Annotated in this window: 10 protein-coding genes; 6 read left to right on the top strand and 4 right to left on the bottom strand. The window is 36.3% G+C overall.

What is annotated here, in order from left to right; translation table 11 throughout:
- The first annotated feature begins 192 nt into the window (after positions 1–192).
- Entirely contained in the window at positions 193–510 is a 318-nt protein-coding gene (locus QYS49_RS11660) for a hypothetical protein (protein ID WP_308347434.1), read from the top strand.
- Between the two features lie 96 nt (positions 511–606).
- Here the strand turns inward: QYS49_RS11660 and QYS49_RS11665 are convergent, their stop codons facing one another.
- Positions 607–1,380 (bottom strand): SOS response-associated peptidase, encoded by a 774-nt coding sequence (locus tag QYS49_RS11665; RefSeq protein WP_308347435.1) that lies wholly within the window; start codon positions 1,378–1,380, stop codon positions 607–609.
- 84 nt (positions 1,381–1,464) lie between these two features.
- On the opposite strand from QYS49_RS11665, the gene QYS49_RS11670 reads away from it, so the two are divergent.
- Both QYS49_RS11670 and QYS49_RS11675 read left to right on the top strand, forming a co-directional pair.
- Positions 1,465–2,400, top strand: a complete 936-nt coding sequence (locus QYS49_RS11670) for a mechanosensitive ion channel family protein (protein WP_308347437.1) — start codon at positions 1,465–1,467, stop codon at positions 2,398–2,400.
- 31 nt (positions 2,401–2,431) lie between these two features.
- On the top strand, positions 2,432–2,863 hold the full coding sequence (locus tag QYS49_RS11675; RefSeq protein ID WP_308347438.1) for a Dabb family protein: 432 nt from the start codon (positions 2,432–2,434) through the stop codon (positions 2,861–2,863).
- A gap of 22 nt (positions 2,864–2,885) precedes the next feature.
- Here the strand turns inward: QYS49_RS11675 and QYS49_RS11680 are convergent, their stop codons facing one another.
- Both QYS49_RS11680 and paaN read right to left on the bottom strand, forming a co-directional pair.
- Complete coding sequence (locus tag QYS49_RS11680) at positions 2,886–3,308, bottom strand: response regulator (protein ID WP_308347440.1); 423 nt, start codon at positions 3,306–3,308, stop codon at positions 2,886–2,888.
- A 491-nt stretch (positions 3,309–3,799) separates the two neighbouring features.
- A complete protein-coding gene (gene paaN / locus QYS49_RS11685; protein WP_308347442.1) occupies positions 3,800–5,467 on the bottom strand; it encodes a phenylacetic acid degradation protein PaaN in 1,668 nt (555 codons plus the stop codon).
- A gap of 127 nt (positions 5,468–5,594) precedes the next feature.
- Between paaN and QYS49_RS11690 the strand changes: the two genes are divergently transcribed.
- The 3 genes from QYS49_RS11690 to QYS49_RS11700 all read left to right on the top strand — a co-directional run bounded on the left by QYS49_RS11690 (position 5,595) and on the right by QYS49_RS11700 (position 12,568).
- Positions 5,595–9,800, top strand: coding sequence for a S8 family serine peptidase (locus tag QYS49_RS11690; protein WP_308347443.1), 4,206 nt, complete (start codon positions 5,595–5,597; stop codon positions 9,798–9,800).
- Between the two features lie 14 nt (positions 9,801–9,814).
- Positions 9,815–11,083: a competence/damage-inducible protein A gene (locus QYS49_RS11695; protein WP_308347445.1), complete on the top strand. Its 1,269-nt coding sequence runs from the start codon at positions 9,815–9,817 to the stop codon at positions 11,081–11,083.
- A 147-nt stretch (positions 11,084–11,230) separates the two neighbouring features.
- Complete coding sequence (locus QYS49_RS11700; RefSeq protein WP_308347446.1) at positions 11,231–12,568, top strand: dihydrolipoamide acetyltransferase family protein; 1,338 nt, start codon at positions 11,231–11,233, stop codon at positions 12,566–12,568.
- A gap of 301 nt (positions 12,569–12,869) precedes the next feature.
- On the opposite strand, the gene QYS49_RS11705 is transcribed toward QYS49_RS11700, so the two are convergent.
- On the bottom strand, positions 12,870–18,704 hold the full coding sequence (locus QYS49_RS11705; protein WP_308347447.1) for an Ig-like domain-containing protein: 5,835 nt from the start codon (positions 18,702–18,704) through the stop codon (positions 12,870–12,872).
- Positions 18,705–18,751 lie beyond the last annotated feature (47 nt).

An 18,751-nucleotide genomic window follows, 5' to 3' on the forward strand; every position in this document is an offset into this window, starting at 1 on the left:
CTTAAAAGATTCTAAGTTTAAATCAGATGTTTAGGGATCTTCTTAAAATCCACAAAAACTTTCACCAAAAATTATATTTCACATCGAAAGTGGTTTAAATTCTTTGATTTATGTAAGTTATATAAATTTAGATGTAAGAGTTTTCTATTAGCTATGCCTGATCTTTGAATAGAAAACAACTAAAATCATTTTATGAAAAATTTTAAAGTTTACATCGCAACGGTAGCCCTTGCTTTTTCATTTTTTCCTGTTAGTCTGAAAGCTGATACAGGAAATAATGTAAAGACAACAGAGCCTACTAAAAACACTCAAATCAGAGCTGAACTATTAATTAATAGGTTGGAAGAGATCAAGGATATAGATAAGTCTGATATGAATAGTTCAGAAAAGAAAGAAATCAGGAAAGAGGTCAGAGCCGCACATAAAGAATTAAAAGAATCGAGTGGGGGAGTTTACCTTTCGGTTGGTGCAATTTTATTGATTGCGCTTCTATTAATCCTTTTCTTATAACCTAAATTAGAATCGAACTCAGGTTTATAGGATTAAGATGAATATATGATTCAAGGTTCGAGTATCTAGCTCGGATCTTGAATCATTTTACACTCCCTAGAACAAGCCCAGTTGTTCCCCAAATTCATGCTTTTCAATAATATCTGCGGATTGGGTTTTATTTTTCTTACCTCTAATAGTTTTTACAGGCCATGCTTGCATTAATTTCTCATCAAATGGCTGAATGAGTGCTTTCACTTGTTCTTCGCTAATTTTATCTTCAATCATCATTAACCATTCTGATTCCAACTCTTCAGGAAGAATTAAAGGCATTCTAGCTTCTTTCAATTTTGGATTGTTATGAATTTCTGCCATTAAAGAATTAGCCTTAGTGGTCACAATGCTTGCGGTGGATATTTTCTTTCCATTTTCAGGATTTTCCCAATCTTCCCAAATCCCTGCTAAACTGATAGGAGATTGATCTTTTAAGCTAATGAAATAGGGTATTTGTTGTTTTTGTTTGTGGTGGTGTTCAAAAAAACCATCTACCATAATGATACATCTTCTATCCGCTGCAGCTTTTCTAAAAGCAGGCTTTTCAAATAGGGTTTCACCTCTGGCATTGATTGTTTTATTGTGGATTTCGTTTGCTTGCTTGTCATCTTTTGTCCAAGATGGTATCAAGCCCCATTGAATCAAACTAATCGCCTCTGGATTTTCATTTGTTATAATCGGCAGTTTAGGATGCTCAAAACCTGTGACATGAAAAATAGGCTTGATGGGTTCTCCTTTTTCATTAAATAGATCTTCTAAAGCACTCATATCCTTATCAGGATGGCGCTTTGCATATTTCTTTTTCTTTTGGGTTAAATAACTGACATCATAACACATATTCTAATGATAAGAATTTATTTTGGTTTTAAGGAAATAAATAAGAACTTAAGCACTATTATTTAAAAATAAGCCTACCTAAAAATGCAGAATAATAAAATTGATTCAGTTAAAAATGAATTAGCAAAACCTATAGAAGCCATCACAACTAAACTGGATACATGGATGGAAATGTTAGTGGAAATGATTCCCAACATGTTATTATCCATTATTTTATTCATCATTTTCATCGTTCTAGCTCGCTTGGTTAGAAAATTATTTATTAAGGTATTTCAAAAATCCTCTGATAATAAAGCACTCCAAAACCTATTCGCCACCATTATCCATTATTCCATGATTGGCATAGGGTTGTTCATTATTCTAGATCTTCTTAATTTAGACAAAGCGGTCACTTCACTATTAGCGGGAGTAGGGGTAATCGGTTTGGCTTTAGGTTTTGCATTCCAAGATATAGCTGCAAATTTTGTTTCAGGGGTTATTTTGGCATTTAGAAAGCCTTTTTTGATAGATGATGTGGTTCAAGTAGGAGATTTGATGGGAATTGTCAATCGAACCAATCTACGTGTTACAGTTATTAGAACATATCAAGGGCAAGAAGTTTACGTCCCTAATAAAGACGTTTTATCAAATGCTATAACCAACTATTCTATTTTAGGAGAAAGAAGAATTGATTTAGCTGTTGGGGTCTCTTATGGTGAGGATCTTCACAAAGTCCATGATTTAGTATTGGAAACGCTTAAGAATTTGGAAGGTGTTATCCGCCATGAAGATATGATATTTACATATAAAGAATTTGGAGATAGCTCTATTAATTTTGAAATAAAATTTTGGATAAAATTCCCTGATAACCCCAGCTTTTTAGAAATGCGATCAAAAGCCATAATGGCTGTAAAAGATGCCTTCGATAAAGATGGGATCACAATACCTTTCCCAATCCGAACATTGGATTTTGGCATAAAAGGAGGTCAGAAATTATCTGAAATGAATATTGGTCCAAATAATAGTTTAAGCAGTAAATGATTTTTTAGTAGACTAAAATAATGTTTTTAAAATGAAGAATATATTCAAAGTTCTATTATTGCTAAGCATTTTATCCTTTATCTTATCTTGTCAGAAATCTGATAATAAGGTGAACAGCACTGAAGTTCAATCAACTAAGTGTATGCTTCAGCATAATGTCTATTTCTATTTGCAGGATAGTATTAGCAATGCAGAAATTAAGGAATTTGAAGCTGGACTCAAAAAACTTCTTTCAATCGATGTAATTTATCAATCTGAAGCGGGCATGACAGGTACTACCAAATCAAGAGAAGTCACAGATCATGAGTTTGATTATTCACTTTTTATCTGGTTCAAAACCATGGAAGATTATGAAGTTTATGCTGAGCACCCCGATCATATGGAATTTATAGATGACTTTAAGCATTTATGGTCAGACGTTAAAGTTTATGATTCCGAAATCATTGAAATTGGTGCTGAATAAGATTCCTAACCTTTAAATTGAATCAAATTTTTTCTAAAATTATAGAATTTTGGTAGTCACGCTTTTTTAGAAAATCCTTAATTGGATTAAATTCTAACGGTTTTTCCATATACATGTCTGCCTTATTTTTTAGCGCAAACTCTTTGTCATAGTCGCAACTAGAAGAAGTTAAGATGATGACTGGAATATCCTTTAAATCAGGAGTGCTTTTTACTTCTACCAAAACTGCAAAACCATTACTTTTGGGTAAATTTATATCTAATAAGATAATGTCAGGCTTTTCAGCAAAATGAAAAGGACCTATCTTGTTTAAATACATGAGTGCTTCTTCTGCACTACTTACAGAATTAAGAATATTCAAACCACTTTCTTGATTTAAAATCTCTTGAGTAATTAGAATATCAGCTTCATTATCTTCAACGAGTAAAATGTTTAAAGTATCCATAACCTTTACATTTAATAAAAGTAGGCTTACTGATGATGCTACTAATTGATAAAAAAGATGGATGATGATGAAAGCTATACAAACTTACTACTATTCACGTTTAGTACTATATAAAGATGCGTGTTTTCGATGAACGAAAGCTAATAATAGATTGGATACAAAATTGAAGCTATATGATTTTAAATATTCTTACAATATGTCAAATTAAAGCTATTTATGTATCTGAGTATAATTACTTATTATATTTAAGTGATATACTTAAATCTATTTTAAGTGAATTTCATAATTAAGTAGAAATTGTATTTAAATAATTTTTAACAATTTGTTTTTCGACCATTTAAAATGGTTTGATTTAGTCTTATTCCCAATCTTCTAAACACTAAATCTTTTAAGCTTTAGCTGAATATCAGTATAAATTATGTTTTAAGTGTTTTAACATAAAAAAACCCAAGCCTCTCAGCTCGGGTTTTGAATACCTATCTATTTATATTTTACCCTTCAGCAGGCTCTCTGAAACCTACCCAAGTAAATCTTTTTATCACATATTCAGGATTAGTCAAAGATGCGTTTCCAGCAGGATTACCACCTGTAACGTGGAAATCTGAGAAACCAGCATTTTGATTTACGTGAATAGCACCTGTTAAATTAAAACTAACTGAAGTAGCGGCCATTCCCATTTTATCCATAATCAGATTTTTGATAGTTTCATCTGTAGTATAAGCTGCACATGAAATTGCTCCATGATTTTCAGCTAAACTAGATGCTAAATCTACTGATTGATTGGTGTCTTTAGTTTTGATTAATAAAACTACAGGGCCGAACAATTCATTGGTGAATTTATCTTCATCAGAAGCACTCATTTCCACCACAATTGGAGTTGCAGTCCTTGCCTTATCGAACATTGGGTTTTCAATTGTTCTGCTCTCCAGCCATACTTTTCCACCTAATTTCTTAGCTTCTTCCGTATGGCTTAAAGTATTAGCATTTTGTATTGCTCCCAACACAAATGGTCCTGCTTTAGGATTATCAACTAATCCATTGATGTTATCAGCTAATTTTTGTGCAAAATCTTCGAAACTTACTTTTCCATCAGGAGTGTTGATACCACCTTCAGGAATAAAGAAGTTTTGCGGGCAGGTACACATCTGACCCGAATACAAACAAACTGAAAAAGCTAAATTTTGAGCTACCTTATCTATGTTTTCTGCAGAATCAAGAATTACAGAATTCACTCCAGTTTTTTCTGTGAAAACAATTTTACCATCTAAACCTTCCAAATAATCTCCAAATGCTGAGCTTCCGGTATAATCAATTAATTTGATTGCTTTATTTTCTGCTAAATCTTTTGTGATCATTTTATCATAGGTATCAGGAGCCAATTGACAAACATTAGGGTCAATTCCGTTTTCCTTTAATACTTTCTGAATTTCAGCTACCACTATAGCCATTGGCAAGATTGCACCTGGATGTGGTTTAACAATGCAAGGATTTCCTGTGATTAGTGAAGCATACAATCCTGGAACTGAATTCCAAGTAGGGAAGGTGCTACAACCTATCACCATGCTTAATCCTTTTGGCATTGGTTTCCAGCTTTTATTCAATTGTACATTGAATTTGCCCATAGGCTTATCCCAGAATTTCTTTTCTGGGAATCTTTTCAATTCATCATATCCAAAAGCAACGGCTTCCATCGCACGATCTGCAGCATGAGGACCTGATGCCTGAAAAGCCATCATATAACCTTGTCCGGTTGTATGCATGGTGGCATAAGCATTTTCAAAGAAACGCTCCTTAAATCTATCTAAACTTTCTACTAAAATAGCCGCTCGGTCATCAATAGAGGTGTTTCTCCATTGCGTCCAGGCTTTTTGGCTTCTGTCAATCAAAGTTTCTGCACTAAATGCAGGGTATAAAATCCCTAATGGTTTTTGTAAATAAGGAGATTCTTCCTGACCCACCCATGCTTCAGGGTCAGTTTGCAATAAATCCTCAAATTTCTTATCTAAACTTGCTTTGAATTTGTCCTGACCATCTTTATCGGCAGTTTCTCCGTAAATTTTGGGTGATGGATGCTCAGGGTATTGCGCATAAAAAGAGCGATCATGAACAGCATCTATTGCCTTTTTTAAAGTGTCTTTGTGCTTTTCGTATAAACTCATGGATATTATTTTTAAATTTGTGTTATATTCTTTAAAGCCTAAATATACATTTAAGATTTGAAGCAAGAAAATGCTTTTCTGTAAGAGGAAAAAAAATTAGAAAAAACAACACCTTAAAAGTTAACCTATGAAGTACATTTTAACACTCTTGCTGAGTATTTTTATTTTTCAGCAAAGTTTAGCTCAAGATTATGTCCCAGGGCTAATTGTAGTGAAACTAAAGGATGAAGATCAAACAAATAGAAAAAAATCATCGAACACATTAAGTTTAGACCTTTTAGAAAAGGATAGTAAAGTTAAAAATATCCAATATCTGGGAAAGAAAAGTGGATTTTTTCAAAGAAAGCAAGAGAAAAGTCGATTAGATAATATCTACAAACTGGATATCAAAAAGGATATCTCCGAGGAAGACTATATAAAATATATCAACAGCTTTGATAATATTGAATATGCAGAGCGATATCCGAATGTAAAACCACTCTACGTTCCCAATGACCCGGAAGCTCAATTTGGTCGGGAGCAATTTCATTTAGCTCAGATTAATGTTTATGACGCATGGAATGTTACACAAGGGAATGAAGATATTATTATAGGAGTTATTGATACCGGAGCAGATTTAGACCATGAAGATTTAGTAGGGAATTTGTATTTGAATGTCGATGATTCTGAAGATGGAGTAGATAATGATAATGATGGTTATATAGATAATTATTATGGTTGGGATTTTGCCGATAATGATAATTCTCCTGAAGCGGATGGCAGTACCCACGGAACAGGTGTGACTGGCATTGCAGCTGCTGCTACTGATAATAATACTGGAATAGCAGGTATCGGTTTTAACACCAAATTTATGCCGATTAAAATATTTCAGACTGAGAGTAATTTTTCTCGAAATAGTTATGAAGCCATAATCTATGCGGCTGATCAAGGTTGTGATGTCATTAATCTTTCTTGGGGGAGTTCAGGTAGATATTCACAGTTTGCCCAAGATATTATCAATTATGCAGCACTCGAAAAGGATGCAGTGATTGTTGCTGCGGCAGGTAATACAAATGCAGAACTTGATTTTTTTCCAGCATCCTATGATAATGTCCTTTCTGTAGGTTTTGTAAATGCTGATGATAGTCGAAATTCTAATGCCACTTATAGTGATTTTATTGATTTGGTAGCCCCAGGCTCAGGAATTTATTCTACTGAAAATAATGATACTTATGCCACTGATGGTGGTTCATCTTATGCTGCCCCTATGGTTGCTGGAGCTGCTGCTTTGGTTCGATCAGTTTTTCCCGAATGGAATGCACTTCAAGTTATGGAGCAATTAAGAGTAAGCACTGATGATATTAATGATGTAGCTAATAATAGCAATTTTCAATATAAATTTGGGAAAGGTAGATTGAATGTTTTCAAGGCTTTAGCTGATTATGAAACTCCAGCTATCCGTATCTCAAATGTAAATTATACAAATGGATTAGATGAGGCAGCATATTTTGGTGATACCTTAGATATCACGATTGAATTCACTAATTTCTTAGAAGCAGCTGAAAATATAAGTGTGAGTTTAACTTCATCTAGTCCTTATGTGAATATTTTACAAGGTGATTTCGAAATTCCTGCTTTAGGCACATCCCAAAAAATCACGAATGAAAACAACAGTTTTAAAGTAGTGCTTTCGGAAGATTTACCAGAAGATGAAGCCTTGAATTTCAGAATCTTATTTGAAGGCGAATTTTATAATGATTACCAATCCTTTCAAATTCAAAGCAGTCCTAAAATAAGGCTATTTGAATACAATGGGTGGGAATTTGGCTTTACGGCCACTGGTAATTTAGGAAGAAGTTATGCTACTCCATTTTCAAATTATGCAGTCACTTTTGATGGTAAAAGATTGATAGACCATATGGGATTGATTTTATCCGTAGGAGAGGATAGCCTAAGAAGAAACACCTTGGTCAACCCGAACTCATTTCAATATTTGGAAGAATTTCAAAGCACAGAATCCTTAAAAAGATATGATGATATCACAGCTGATTTTGATGTGAGAAGTGTTTTTAAAGAACAGGATACTATTTCTAATCCACTGAATATTTATATCGATCAACGCTTTTTAGGTTGGGATGATGAAAGCAACATTTTAATTCATCAATATCAATTACAAAATAGGAGTAAAGCAAACTATGATTCAGTTTATTTTGCCCTTTTTACAGATTATGCTTTGTCTGATAAAATTGATAATAAATTAAATTATGATAGTGCCTATCAGCTTTCTTATGCATTCAATGAAGCTGAAAATGAGTATGTAGGATTGGGCTTTATTGGAAATCAGGATTCAATATTTTACGCCTTCGATTTGGCTGAAGAAAACGGACACATCAGCGATCTGGAAAATGATAGTCTTAGGCAAAACGTTATTCAAAATGCTTTGCAAAATCCATTCTCTCAAAGACAAGCCGGAGAATTGGCCGGAGGAAATAATGTAGGAGGATTACATGGATTAATGATTTCTGAATTTCCTGCTGCAAGCACACAATCCTTTTCTTTCGCACTATTAAGAGCTAATAGTTTAGCGGAATTGCAGGCACTAATCGAAAAAGCACGAGAAAAAGATTCTTTATCAGCATTAAAGCCACCATTTGGAAAGCAAATATTGATTTGTCGTGATGATACGCCTGTAATTGAAGCGCAGGATGGGTATTCACTTAAAGTTTATGCTTCTCCTTCAGTTGATACCACTTTATATGAAGGAACTGCTTTTGAAACAGGTACTATTAGCAATGATTCAGTATTTTATATATCAGAAATTGACACTTCCGGTATTAGCTCAATTAGAAAGCGATGGATTTTGAGTATTACTAAACCTAATGCAGCTTTTATGGTTCCTGATGGACCACTATTACTGGAACCTGAAATTGATAATGTTTTCAGATTTATGGATGAGAGTAATAAGGCTGTAAGTTGGGATTGGAGCTTTAGTAATGGTTTTACATCCACTAATCAAAATCCTAATATCACCATAGAAGAAGCGGGAGATTATGAAGTGGAATTAATTGTCAGTAATACTTTTGGATGCAAGGATACGTTGATTCAAAGTTTTCAGGCAGTTATGAGGTCACCTAAACCTCAAATAACCAATCAAGAAGTTTGTAAAAATGAAAGCCTGAGTTTGAATGATCCAACAATAGATGAAATTACGGTTTATGCCGATAGTTTAATGAATAATAAGCTTTTTACAGGGGCTGAATTTGTGGTTGAAGAATTAGATCAGGATACAGTTTTCTTTTTACGAAATGAGACAGGAGAATATCCATCAACATTAGTGGAAGTGGAAGTTTCAATTATTCCTATTGCTGCCAAAATGGAAGTAAGTCTTGATTTAAATTCATCAAATGAAGAATTGCAAGGAGTTGCCATAAGCAATAGTGAATATGCCACAAACTTGATTTGGATGATGGGTAATGATACCCTAGGAACTGAAAATGAAATCTATTTCAATTTAAAAGATTTGAATGATCGGCAGTTGAAATTAATGGCTATTTCAGAATACGGATGTATTGATTCAACTGTATTTGAAACAACTAAAAGCGAAATTCCTGAATTTGATGATTATTATTTATGCCAAAGCCAATCAGTAAATTTATCAGCTTTGAATACGGATGCTGTTTACTATTTTACAGATGAAAATCTGAGTGAATTTATAGGGAAAGGTTCTAATGTTACTGTTTCGGCAGTCAGCGAAGATATGACTGTTTATGCAGTAAATGTAGAAAACATTGAGCCTTCGGATATAGTTGAAGTACCCATATTTGTTAGTAATCTATCGGCTGATTTTAATGCCTCTCACGATACTATCAATTTGGCTTTCGAGCAAAATATCATACTTGAAGCATTATCTGAGTCTGGAACAGAATGGACTTGGCACTTAAATGGAAACGAAATAGGAAATAGTAAAAATCTACAACACGAGATCGGTAAAGCAGGCGTGTTTACTGTTGAATTATTGGTTTCTGATTCATTAGGCTGTAGCGCACAATCTCAACAAGAAGTTGTGGTTTTTAATGATCCATTACTGGGTACTAAAAATGAATTGAAATCCTATTTTTCAATATTTCCTAATCCAGCTGATAAAATGATTCATTTAACTGGTGATGGTCAATTTAAATATGATAGCTATTCTATAATTGATACCAAGGGAAAAGAATTGATGAAAGGGGAAAATGATAAACCCATCATTCAAACTGAAATTATTGATGTGTCAGAATTAAAAGAAGGACCATATTATTTAATCATAAGAAAAGGTAAACAAGAAGGGTCCTTTTTATTTGTAATAAGACGTTAAGTAGTAAATAAATTATGCGAGATATTTATGCAGAACTTATTTCCATAGGAGATGAGATATTGTACGGACAAACATTAGATACTAATTCACATTTCATAAGTGCTGAATTGGATAAGCTGGGCATTAGGGTGAAGAGAAAAGTAACCGTTGCGGATAACAGAGATTCCATGATGCGCGCTTTTAAAGAGGCGGAGGCCAATGCTGATCTTATCATTATAACAGGAGGACTTGGGCCAACCAAAGATGATTTAACTAAACTGCTTTTGGCTGAATACTTTGATTCAGGCATGAAACTTCATGAAGATATTCTAGAGGATTTGAGGGAAAGATTTGCTAAGAGAGGAAGGGAACTCAATGAATTAAACAAAGGGCAGGCTGAATTACCTGAAAAGTGTAAGCCAATTGAAAATAAATACGGCACTGCTCCTGGAATGTGGTTTGAGAAAAACGAAAAAGTTTTTATTTCCATGCCGGGTGTTCCTAAGGAAATGAAGTATATGATGGAAGATACCATCATTCCTAAATTCAAAGAAATTTATAAAACTCCGGTTCTTATCCATAAAATGGTGAAAACGGTTGGTATTCAGGAAAGTATATTGGCTGAAAGGTTAGAAGATTGGGAGGACAATCTGCCTAAAGAAATTAAATTAGCATATTTGCCTGGATTAAATCAAGTGAAATTGAGATTGACCGCTTCAGGTGAAGATGAAAAGCATTTGCAAAAGCTGATTGACAAGGAAGTGGATAAGCTTTATGAGCAGGTAGGAAAATACATTTATGGTACGGACGACACCAATTTGCCAGCTAAAATAGGAGAGTTGCTTAAAGAAAAGAATTTGACTATTGCTTGTGCAGAAAGCTGCACAGGTGGATATATTGCACATTTAATTACTTCCAATGCAGGAAGCTCTGAATATTATCGTGGTGGAATAAATCCTTATCACAATGATTTAAAGATCAATATACTAGGAGTAAAAAAAGAAACTATTGAGCAAAATGGTGCGGTAAGTGAGCAGACCGTAAAAGAAATGGCGGAAAGAGTTCGTGAACTTTTTGGCGCTGATATTGGTATTTCTACCAGTGGAATTGCAGGTCCTGGAGGTGCAACTGATGAAAAACCAGTGGGTACTACCTGGGTAGCTTTGGCAGATGGAGAGAATACCCAAACGAAATTGTATCATTTTCAGTTTGATAGGGAGAGTAATATCGAGATTACCTCTAATTCATTATTAAATTTGGTTCGACAAACTTTAAACTCAAAAGAATTGAGAAAAAGTTTATAAATGCTAATTTTGTACAAATTTGATTTGGTTTTACTATGGAAACTAAAACTGTCAAGTTTGATTAATTATAAAATAAAGGAAAATGTCCTTTTGAAAATTGATTATATTTCAAAAAGTTTTTCATTTCAATAAACGACTAATTATTACATGGCAACGGTAGAAATGGTAATGCCCAAAATGGGCGAAAGTATAATGGAAGCAACAGTGCTTACCTGGTTGAAAAAAGAAGGTGACACTATTGAAGAAGATGAATCAGTATTGGAAGTAGCCACTGATAAAGTGGATACGGAAGTTCCTGCATTAGAAGCTGGAGTTTTAAAACAAATATTAGTTCAAGAAGGTGATATAGTAGGAGTTGGAAAACCAATCGCTATTATAGAAACCGAAGGAGAAGCCGCTGCCGATAATGGCGCTGCTGCTAAACCAGAAAAGCAAGAAAGTTCAGCGCCAGCTACCGCAACTGCTGATACTAGCTTATCTTCATCTTCTGGAAATAATGGACATGAAATTGCTGCTCGTTCTGAGTCAGGAAGATTCTATTCTCCTTTAGTAAGAAACATTGCTAAAGAAGAAAATATAGTCATGGCTGAATTGGAATCCATTTCAGGAACTGGTAAAGAAGGACGAGTAACGAAAAAAGATATTTTATCTTATTTAGATAATAGGGGAGATGCTCCAGCTCAAACTGCAAGTCAGCCAAGCACTGCTCAGGCAGCTCCGAGCTCACAACCAGCAGCTCAGCCAGCTCCTAAAGGAGTACCGGTTAGTATTTCTGGTGATGATGAAATCATTGAAATGGACAGAATGCGTAAGATGATTGCCGGTAGAATGGTGGATTCTAAGCGTATTTCTCCACATGTTACTTCATTTGTAGAAGCGGATATGACCAGTGTGGTGCAATGGAGAAACAAGCATAAAAACACCTTCAAAGAGCAAGAAAATGGTAATCTGACTTTTACTCCTATCTTTATTGAAGCGGTAGTAAAAGCAATCAAAGATTACCCAATGATTAACATTCAGGTTGATGGTGATAGAATCATCAAAAAGAAGCATATCAATATTGGGATGGCAGTTGCCTTGCCAAGTGGTAATTTGATTGTGCCTGTAATCAGAGATGCTGATCAATTAAACATCAGAGGATTGGCTAATAAAGTAAATGATTTAGCCAAAAGAGCTCGTGATGGTAAATTGAAAGCCGAAGAATTAGAAGGTGGTACTTTCACGATTTCCAATGTAGGTTCATTTGGTAATGTAATGGGAACACCTATCATCATGCAACCGCAGGTTGGTATTTTAGCATTAGGAGCTATAGTGAAAAAGCCTGCTGTTTTGGAAACCCCACAAGGTGATGTGATAGCTATTCGTCATAAAATGTTCTTATCCCACTCTTATGACCACCGAGTAGTGGATGGTTCTTTAGGCGGAATGGTAGTAAGAAGAGTAGCAGACTATTTAGAAAAATGGGATGTGAAGAAGGATTTATAATTGATCATTTGGATTTTATTGATTAGAAAAGGGCTGTTTTACAGTCCTTTTTTTGTTTCTGAATTGTTGTAAATCCGCCAGAGGCGGTAGTAGTTTCCACTAGCGAGACGCTAGCGGAAGAGTAATGATTACGGGAATTGGAAAAGGGTGGACTCCTGTCGCTAGCGCTAGTGACTTTTACTGTTGCCTGGCATAAAAAAAGGGCAGCTCAATGCGAGCTACCCTAATCTTACTCCCCTATAAAAATCAATAGTGCTAAGAAATTAATTTTATCCCGATTTGTTGGGATCATTCTATTGTACTATTTCTTAATCAACTTTCTCATTGCTTTTCCTGAGCCATTTCTTATCTCTAAGAAATACATATTGCTATGTAAACCCTGAATATCCAATTGAATGAAATCGGTGAATTGCTCTTCTTTTACCACTACGCCATTGATGTCAATTACTCTAATAGAGGCTTTACCTGGCACTTGAATATTCACAAAATCTTTTACAGGATTTGGATAAACCGCCACTTCAATTTCGTTTTCTATTCCGAGAACTTCTTCAATTGCGAAGCTAACACCTTCTTCACTCACGGCTGCAGAAATGGTCAAAGGAGTACCTTCTTCATCCATGGTAAAAGTAGAACCTTCAAGATTTAGGTCTATACCTGCAACATCTAGTATTAATTGATACTCACCAGCTGGTATACCAGTGATCTCAAAATCTCCATTAGCATCTGTTACTACATTAGTCATGATTTCCTCATCAGACGTCCTCACAAGAAACACTTTCACTCCCTCTAGTGGATTTCCCTGAAGGATTCTTCCCTGAACTATTCGCCCTCCGCTTGAGCTTGATACCACTTTCCCAGATACACTTCCATTTCCTGTCATTTTATTGGTAGATGTTTTTCTAACCATTTTAATTGTGACATTTGATTTATTGTAATAAATAATCCTTTGGGAAAGTGGAGAGTTTGTACTTCCTAAATAGGTAATATCGTATTCATCAGTATTAGAAGGTAAAACCCATAAATTATTCACCCCTGTACTTAACTCAATAGTAAAATTACCTGAAGCGTCAATTTCAGCCGTTGGATTTCCTTTTTGATATTGATATCCAATTACTGTACCAGATGTAAAAGCGTTTCCATTTTCGTCAACTACTTTTCCTGAAATTTTTAACTTTTGATCTCCTTCAAGCACCCATTTGTGTATCGGAAAATGCCAAGGATAATGCCACACATTCGTGAAATCCCAACCTGCTTCAGTAAATGTTCCCTTATTTCTTAATTGATTATGCGTTTTAGGTAATGCGCCATTTTGACTACTACCAGTCTCGGAATCGGACAACCAAAAACTATTAATGACATTACCGCCTAATGTTCCCAAATTTAATTGGTTATCTTTAGCGATAATGTAACAATTTGAAATCGTACCTATTGCATCAACGTTATTTATCAAAACCAGTGAGCCTTCATCCTGCAGAACAGCGTAAGAATCCTTTATTGTACCACGATTAATTGAAGCAATCCCTAGTCTGCCTGGCAAAACAGCAAATGAATTGCTAATTGTACCACTAGCTTCATTATAGTTGACCATAGGTGAATTTCCAGTCGTGTAAGAGTTTCTTATTATGCCTTTATTATTTCCTGTTATACCACTGGATGAAACAGCTCCAAAACCAATACTAGATTCTCCAGAAGCTTCCAGTTGGCTAGTTGTATAACATGACTGTATTATACCAGTAGATCTATTTTCAGCAACCAGCCCATCTACACTTACTGTATTTCCAGAAGTATTACCTTTACCTTGCATGGTCATATATGAGTGACTATCTTGTATAGTTCCACTATTAACATAGGCAATTCCACCAATTTTGACAAGTTCACCAGCACTATACTCAAACTGTCCATATGAAGAGCTGTTAATGATTTTAGCGCCTTGATGAACCGTAGCTGCAAGTCCTCCTCCTTTTCCTGTTGACACTCCATCACTTAAAGACAAAGAAACATTACCATCAAATGTTGAATTGCTAATTTCACCAGTTCTCATAAGGTCTACTACGAGACCCCCAAAACTTAAAGATCTATCATTACTTAGATTGATATTGCCTTTAAAACTACAATTATCAATAATACCCTCACATAAATTTACCAATACGCTGTAAGTAGTAGTATAATCAAGGTCATAATCATTCTTCGATATATCATTTTCAATACTCAAGTTGCTAATTCTACCCAGACTAGAAAGTGAGTTAAAAAGACTGCCAATTTCTCTTAAGTAAAAATTTCCTGTGGTGTGAGCTTTAAAGTTTACAAGTTTAAATCCACCGCCATCATATGTACCACTAAAAACACCTGTACTGCCACCAATTGTATAAATATAATTACCTTCAAAATTTAAATCTGATGTTTGAAGAAAAAAGCTAGCCCAGTCTTCTTTTTCCTTAGATATTAATTTAAAGTCTTCAGCATTGCTAATCAAATAAGGATCTGCCTCTGTTCCAGTTCCTCCGCTGTATTTTTGCTGCAACTCAAAAGAAGCACTTGCTGCTTCATTGCCATTACCAGCTGCATCGGTTACTATGTTCTCAGCAATATCAATCGTGATTGTACCGACTGCCTCAGGTGTAATTTTCGCCGTAAATATTGGGTTATTATCAGTTAAGTCGCTAGCCGATGCATTCGTAACTGCAATGTCCGTAAGGACAAAATCAACTACGGGCTCACTAAAGGTAAAAGTGAAAGTTATTGGATCTTTGCTGGTCACTGCTGTTTCCGGTGTTCCTGTAACCGCAAGGGTTGGTCTGGTCGCATCAAAAGTAATTGTTTTGCTAGCTGATTCACCAGGTGAGGTGTTGCTATTTCCTGCCAGGTCACTAAATTCAACTACTGAAATTGTGATATCTCCAGCACCTGAAGGGGTGATGGGCGTTGAGTACATGTTACCTTCCTGTGTAATAGCACCCCGAGAAGCATTTTCCAGTGTGATATTGCTGGACTCCAAACCAGTTATAGCTTCATTGAAGGTAAAAGTTACTGTAAATGGCTCGTTGCTGTTTACCGCATCAGGGCCTCCAATTGTTACAGTTGGAGCAACATCATCGAAAGTGATGGTGAATGAACCCGTGTTTGTATTGAAATTACCGGCAAGATCCGTCACAGAGGCATCCTTCAAGCTAATATTTAATTCTCCATTAGCTGTAGGTGTAATATTTGAAGTATATACCAAGTTGTCCTCAGTGTTTAGTTTACTGGCAGTAAAGTTGCCTTCAGCAATATCTTCAGCCGCAAAACCAGTCGTTTCTTCATTAAAGGTGAAGATTACCGGTATTGGAGTTTCATTAGTTGGATTACTAGCATTTGAAGTAATTTCCACAATGGGGCCTACCACGTCTACCGCAATATTGAATGTAGTTGCTAAATTGCCAAAGCCTAAAGCGTCAGTTATTGCATCTGCTGAGATTTCAATCACTACATCCTCTGTTCCAGTAAGTGCAATATCTACACTATACCTTATAGTACCAAAAATGTTCTCTTCAACAAAATTGGATTTTGTTCCATTGGTGACATTGATATCAGTAATGTCAAATGTGGACACAGGTTCTGATATGACAAAGTAAGCCGTAAAATCGCCATTTACGGCAGTAAGTGGAACATACATATCATTTGTCAAATTGATCTCAGGAGCCTGATTGTCGAAAGTCACTGATATGGAGGTGGGAGCTGCAGTATTACCATTTCCTGCTATGTCCAATACTTTATCGGCTTCTAGGTCTATTGTAACCACAATTCCGGCAGTGGAGGTGTTCCCTTCGGCTACTTCGTCCGGTGTTATTTCTAGGGTGTAGGTGATGTTATCTTCGGTGCTTACAGCAGTGACTGTTCCGTTGGTGATTGTTAAATCCTCTACCACTAAGCTTTGCACTGCTTCACTGAAAGTAACTGTAGCCATAACTGGACTAGTTGATACCGCATTGGCTGCAGTAGTAATTTCCACAGTAGGTGATGTAACATCATAAACCATCTCCAACAATTCCGAAGCCACTGCATTGGTATTTCCCGCCAGATCCTCTACTGCACCTAGAGGTAACTGCACTGTTAATGCTCCTTCAACAGCGGGTATGACATTCATGGTATAGGTTAAATTATCCTCAGTGGTAAGATCTGATACAGAGCTAACGTTAGTCACCGCCAAATCAGTGCTTTCAAATGCAATCGTCTCTTCATCGAACACAATTTGAATCGGAATAGTGGACATATTGGTGGTGTTAGTACCTATTGGTTCTATGGCCGTTACAGCAGGTGCTGTTCCATCATAAGAAATCGTAACGCTTTTCCCTGGATTTGGATTGCCTGCAAGGTCAGTAACTGCACCCATGGGCAGGGTAACCGTTACCTGCTGATCAACGCTTGCGTCTAGCAGGGGGATAGTTAAGCTGTAATAGTTTCCTGCTTCATCCTCTACAAATGCAAGAGCTGTGGTACCTACCTGGCCATTTATTTGGATATCTTGAAGATTTAAAGCTGTTACTTCTTCACCAAAGGCAATAGTAACCAAGAGCGGCTGCTCATTTACCGGCTCTGTAAATAAGTTAAGGCCAGTCAAATTCCCATTTAGGAAGAAAAAATCAGGATCGGTCAAATCTATTTTTAAGTAGCCTTCTACTGGCTCACTGCTTATCTCTAAAGCATTTGTTGCTGTGGCACTTATAGTATATTCACCCTCATTTAATACAGGTTGTATAATATTGTCACGCAATGTCCATGTGCCATCTCCGTTATTGGTGGCATCATACGCATCGCCGTTCACCGTTACACTAACTGTTGCATCATTATCATCGACATCACCTGTCAAAGCAGGGGTTTGATCACTGGTATAAAGCGTATCGATGGTGACAGTGGGAGGTGTAGTATCTGGTGCACCCTGTTGAAATACCCTAACATGCCCGGCATCTGCACCGCCAGCATCATTTAGATGTGCCCCAATCGCTGCATACATACCTTCTTGTGATAAACTCAGGGAATAGCCAGCTTCATCTCCAACTGCTTCACCAGTAATGGCCTGCTCTACCAGCGTCCAGTTAGCGCCATTGAATTCATATATTTCGGCACGCCCATTCTCATTTCCAGTGACATTATTATTCGCTCCAATTCCTAATCTAGAACCATCACCTGACATGCTTATGGAAATTCCAAAATTATCGCCAAATATTGCTGAAGTTAGGGTTTCTTGTAAACTCCATGAAGTGGTATAATTATAAATACTAACAGAAGCACCGCCTAAAAAAAAGTTGACAGCACTGACTGCTAACAGATTACCGTTATCAGAAAGGCTTACTCTTTGGCCTAAATATTCATCAGCAACCCCATCAAAGGTGCCGGTATTGGTATAATTAGTAGAGTTCCAGCTGTAAGTGGTAAACTGTCCTTCCAAATTAGCCCCATTATCTGGTGCACCAATCGCCAGAACATCTCCGTCCAAGTCCAAACTGACTGCAGAACCAAATCCTGAATTATCTGTAGATCCATTGATATTTTCACGGCTTTGCCATACAGTTCCATCCCAAGCATAAACGCTCACTCTTCCGCGAGCACTACCGCCTCCTGCATGAAGTGGAGCACCTATGGCCAGTATATTTCCATCTCCCGAAAGACTTAAGGCAGCACCTAGTCTATTTTCGACTGCATCACCATCTATAAAGTGTATTAAATCCCAGTCGCTGGTAGTTGAATTCCAGTTATAAATTTGAACCAAGCCTGCATTGATAGACGAACTTGAATTAGTAGGGGCACCTATTGCCAGTTTAGTTCCATCATCACTCAAACTCAGCGTCTGTCCGAAGGAGGCACCATCATTTGTTCCATTTATAGTGGAACCCTTTTGTACCCAGGAGCCACTTTGTAATTCATATATTTCTACACTTCCACGAAGAGAAAATTCAGTTCCTCCCGCATCGGAACTAGGCGCACCAATGGCTACTATAGTTCCATCAGCTGAAATGCTAACAGCTGCGCCAAATCCTTCGTTAGCAGTTCCCTGCATCGCTGTACCTACTTCGGTCCAGACATCCTGTGCCTGAACCCATGGTGCAGCGCCCCAAAGGCAGGCTATAACAAAGATTAATTTTGTAAATAATTTTTCCATAAATAGGTGTTTTATAGGTTAGTGAAAATTGCTAGCTGCTTAGTTAG

The sequence above is a fragment of the Marivirga salinae genome (assembly GCF_030503855.1).
Lineage (GTDB): Bacteria > Bacteroidota > Bacteroidia > Cytophagales > Cyclobacteriaceae > Marivirga > Marivirga salinarum.

Coding starts and splice junctions, on each gene's coding strand:
- QYS49_RS11670 (WP_308347437.1), top strand. CDS start 1,465: ATGCAGAATAATAAAATTGATTCAGTTAAAAATGAATTAGCAAAACCT.
- QYS49_RS11675 (WP_308347438.1), top strand. CDS start 2,432: ATGAAGAATATATTCAAAGTTCTATTATTGCTAAGCATTTTATCCTTT.
- QYS49_RS11690 (WP_308347443.1), top strand. CDS start 5,595: ATGAAGTACATTTTAACACTCTTGCTGAGTATTTTTATTTTTCAGCAA.
- QYS49_RS11660 (WP_308347434.1), top strand. CDS start 193: ATGAAAAATTTTAAAGTTTACATCGCAACGGTAGCCCTTGCTTTTTCA.
- QYS49_RS11665 (WP_308347435.1), bottom strand. CDS start 1,380: ATGTGTTATGATGTCAGTTATTTAACCCAAAAGAAAAAGAAATATGCA.
- paaN (WP_308347442.1), bottom strand. CDS start 5,467: ATGAGTTTATACGAAAAGCACAAAGACACTTTAAAAAAGGCAATAGAT.
- QYS49_RS11680 (WP_308347440.1), bottom strand. CDS start 3,308: ATGGATACTTTAAACATTTTACTCGTTGAAGATAATGAAGCTGATATT.
- QYS49_RS11695 (WP_308347445.1), top strand. CDS start 9,815: ATGCGAGATATTTATGCAGAACTTATTTCCATAGGAGATGAGATATTG.
- QYS49_RS11700 (WP_308347446.1), top strand. CDS start 11,231: ATGGCAACGGTAGAAATGGTAATGCCCAAAATGGGCGAAAGTATAATG.
- QYS49_RS11705 (WP_308347447.1), bottom strand. CDS start 18,704: ATGGAAAAATTATTTACAAAATTAATCTTTGTTATAGCCTGCCTTTGG.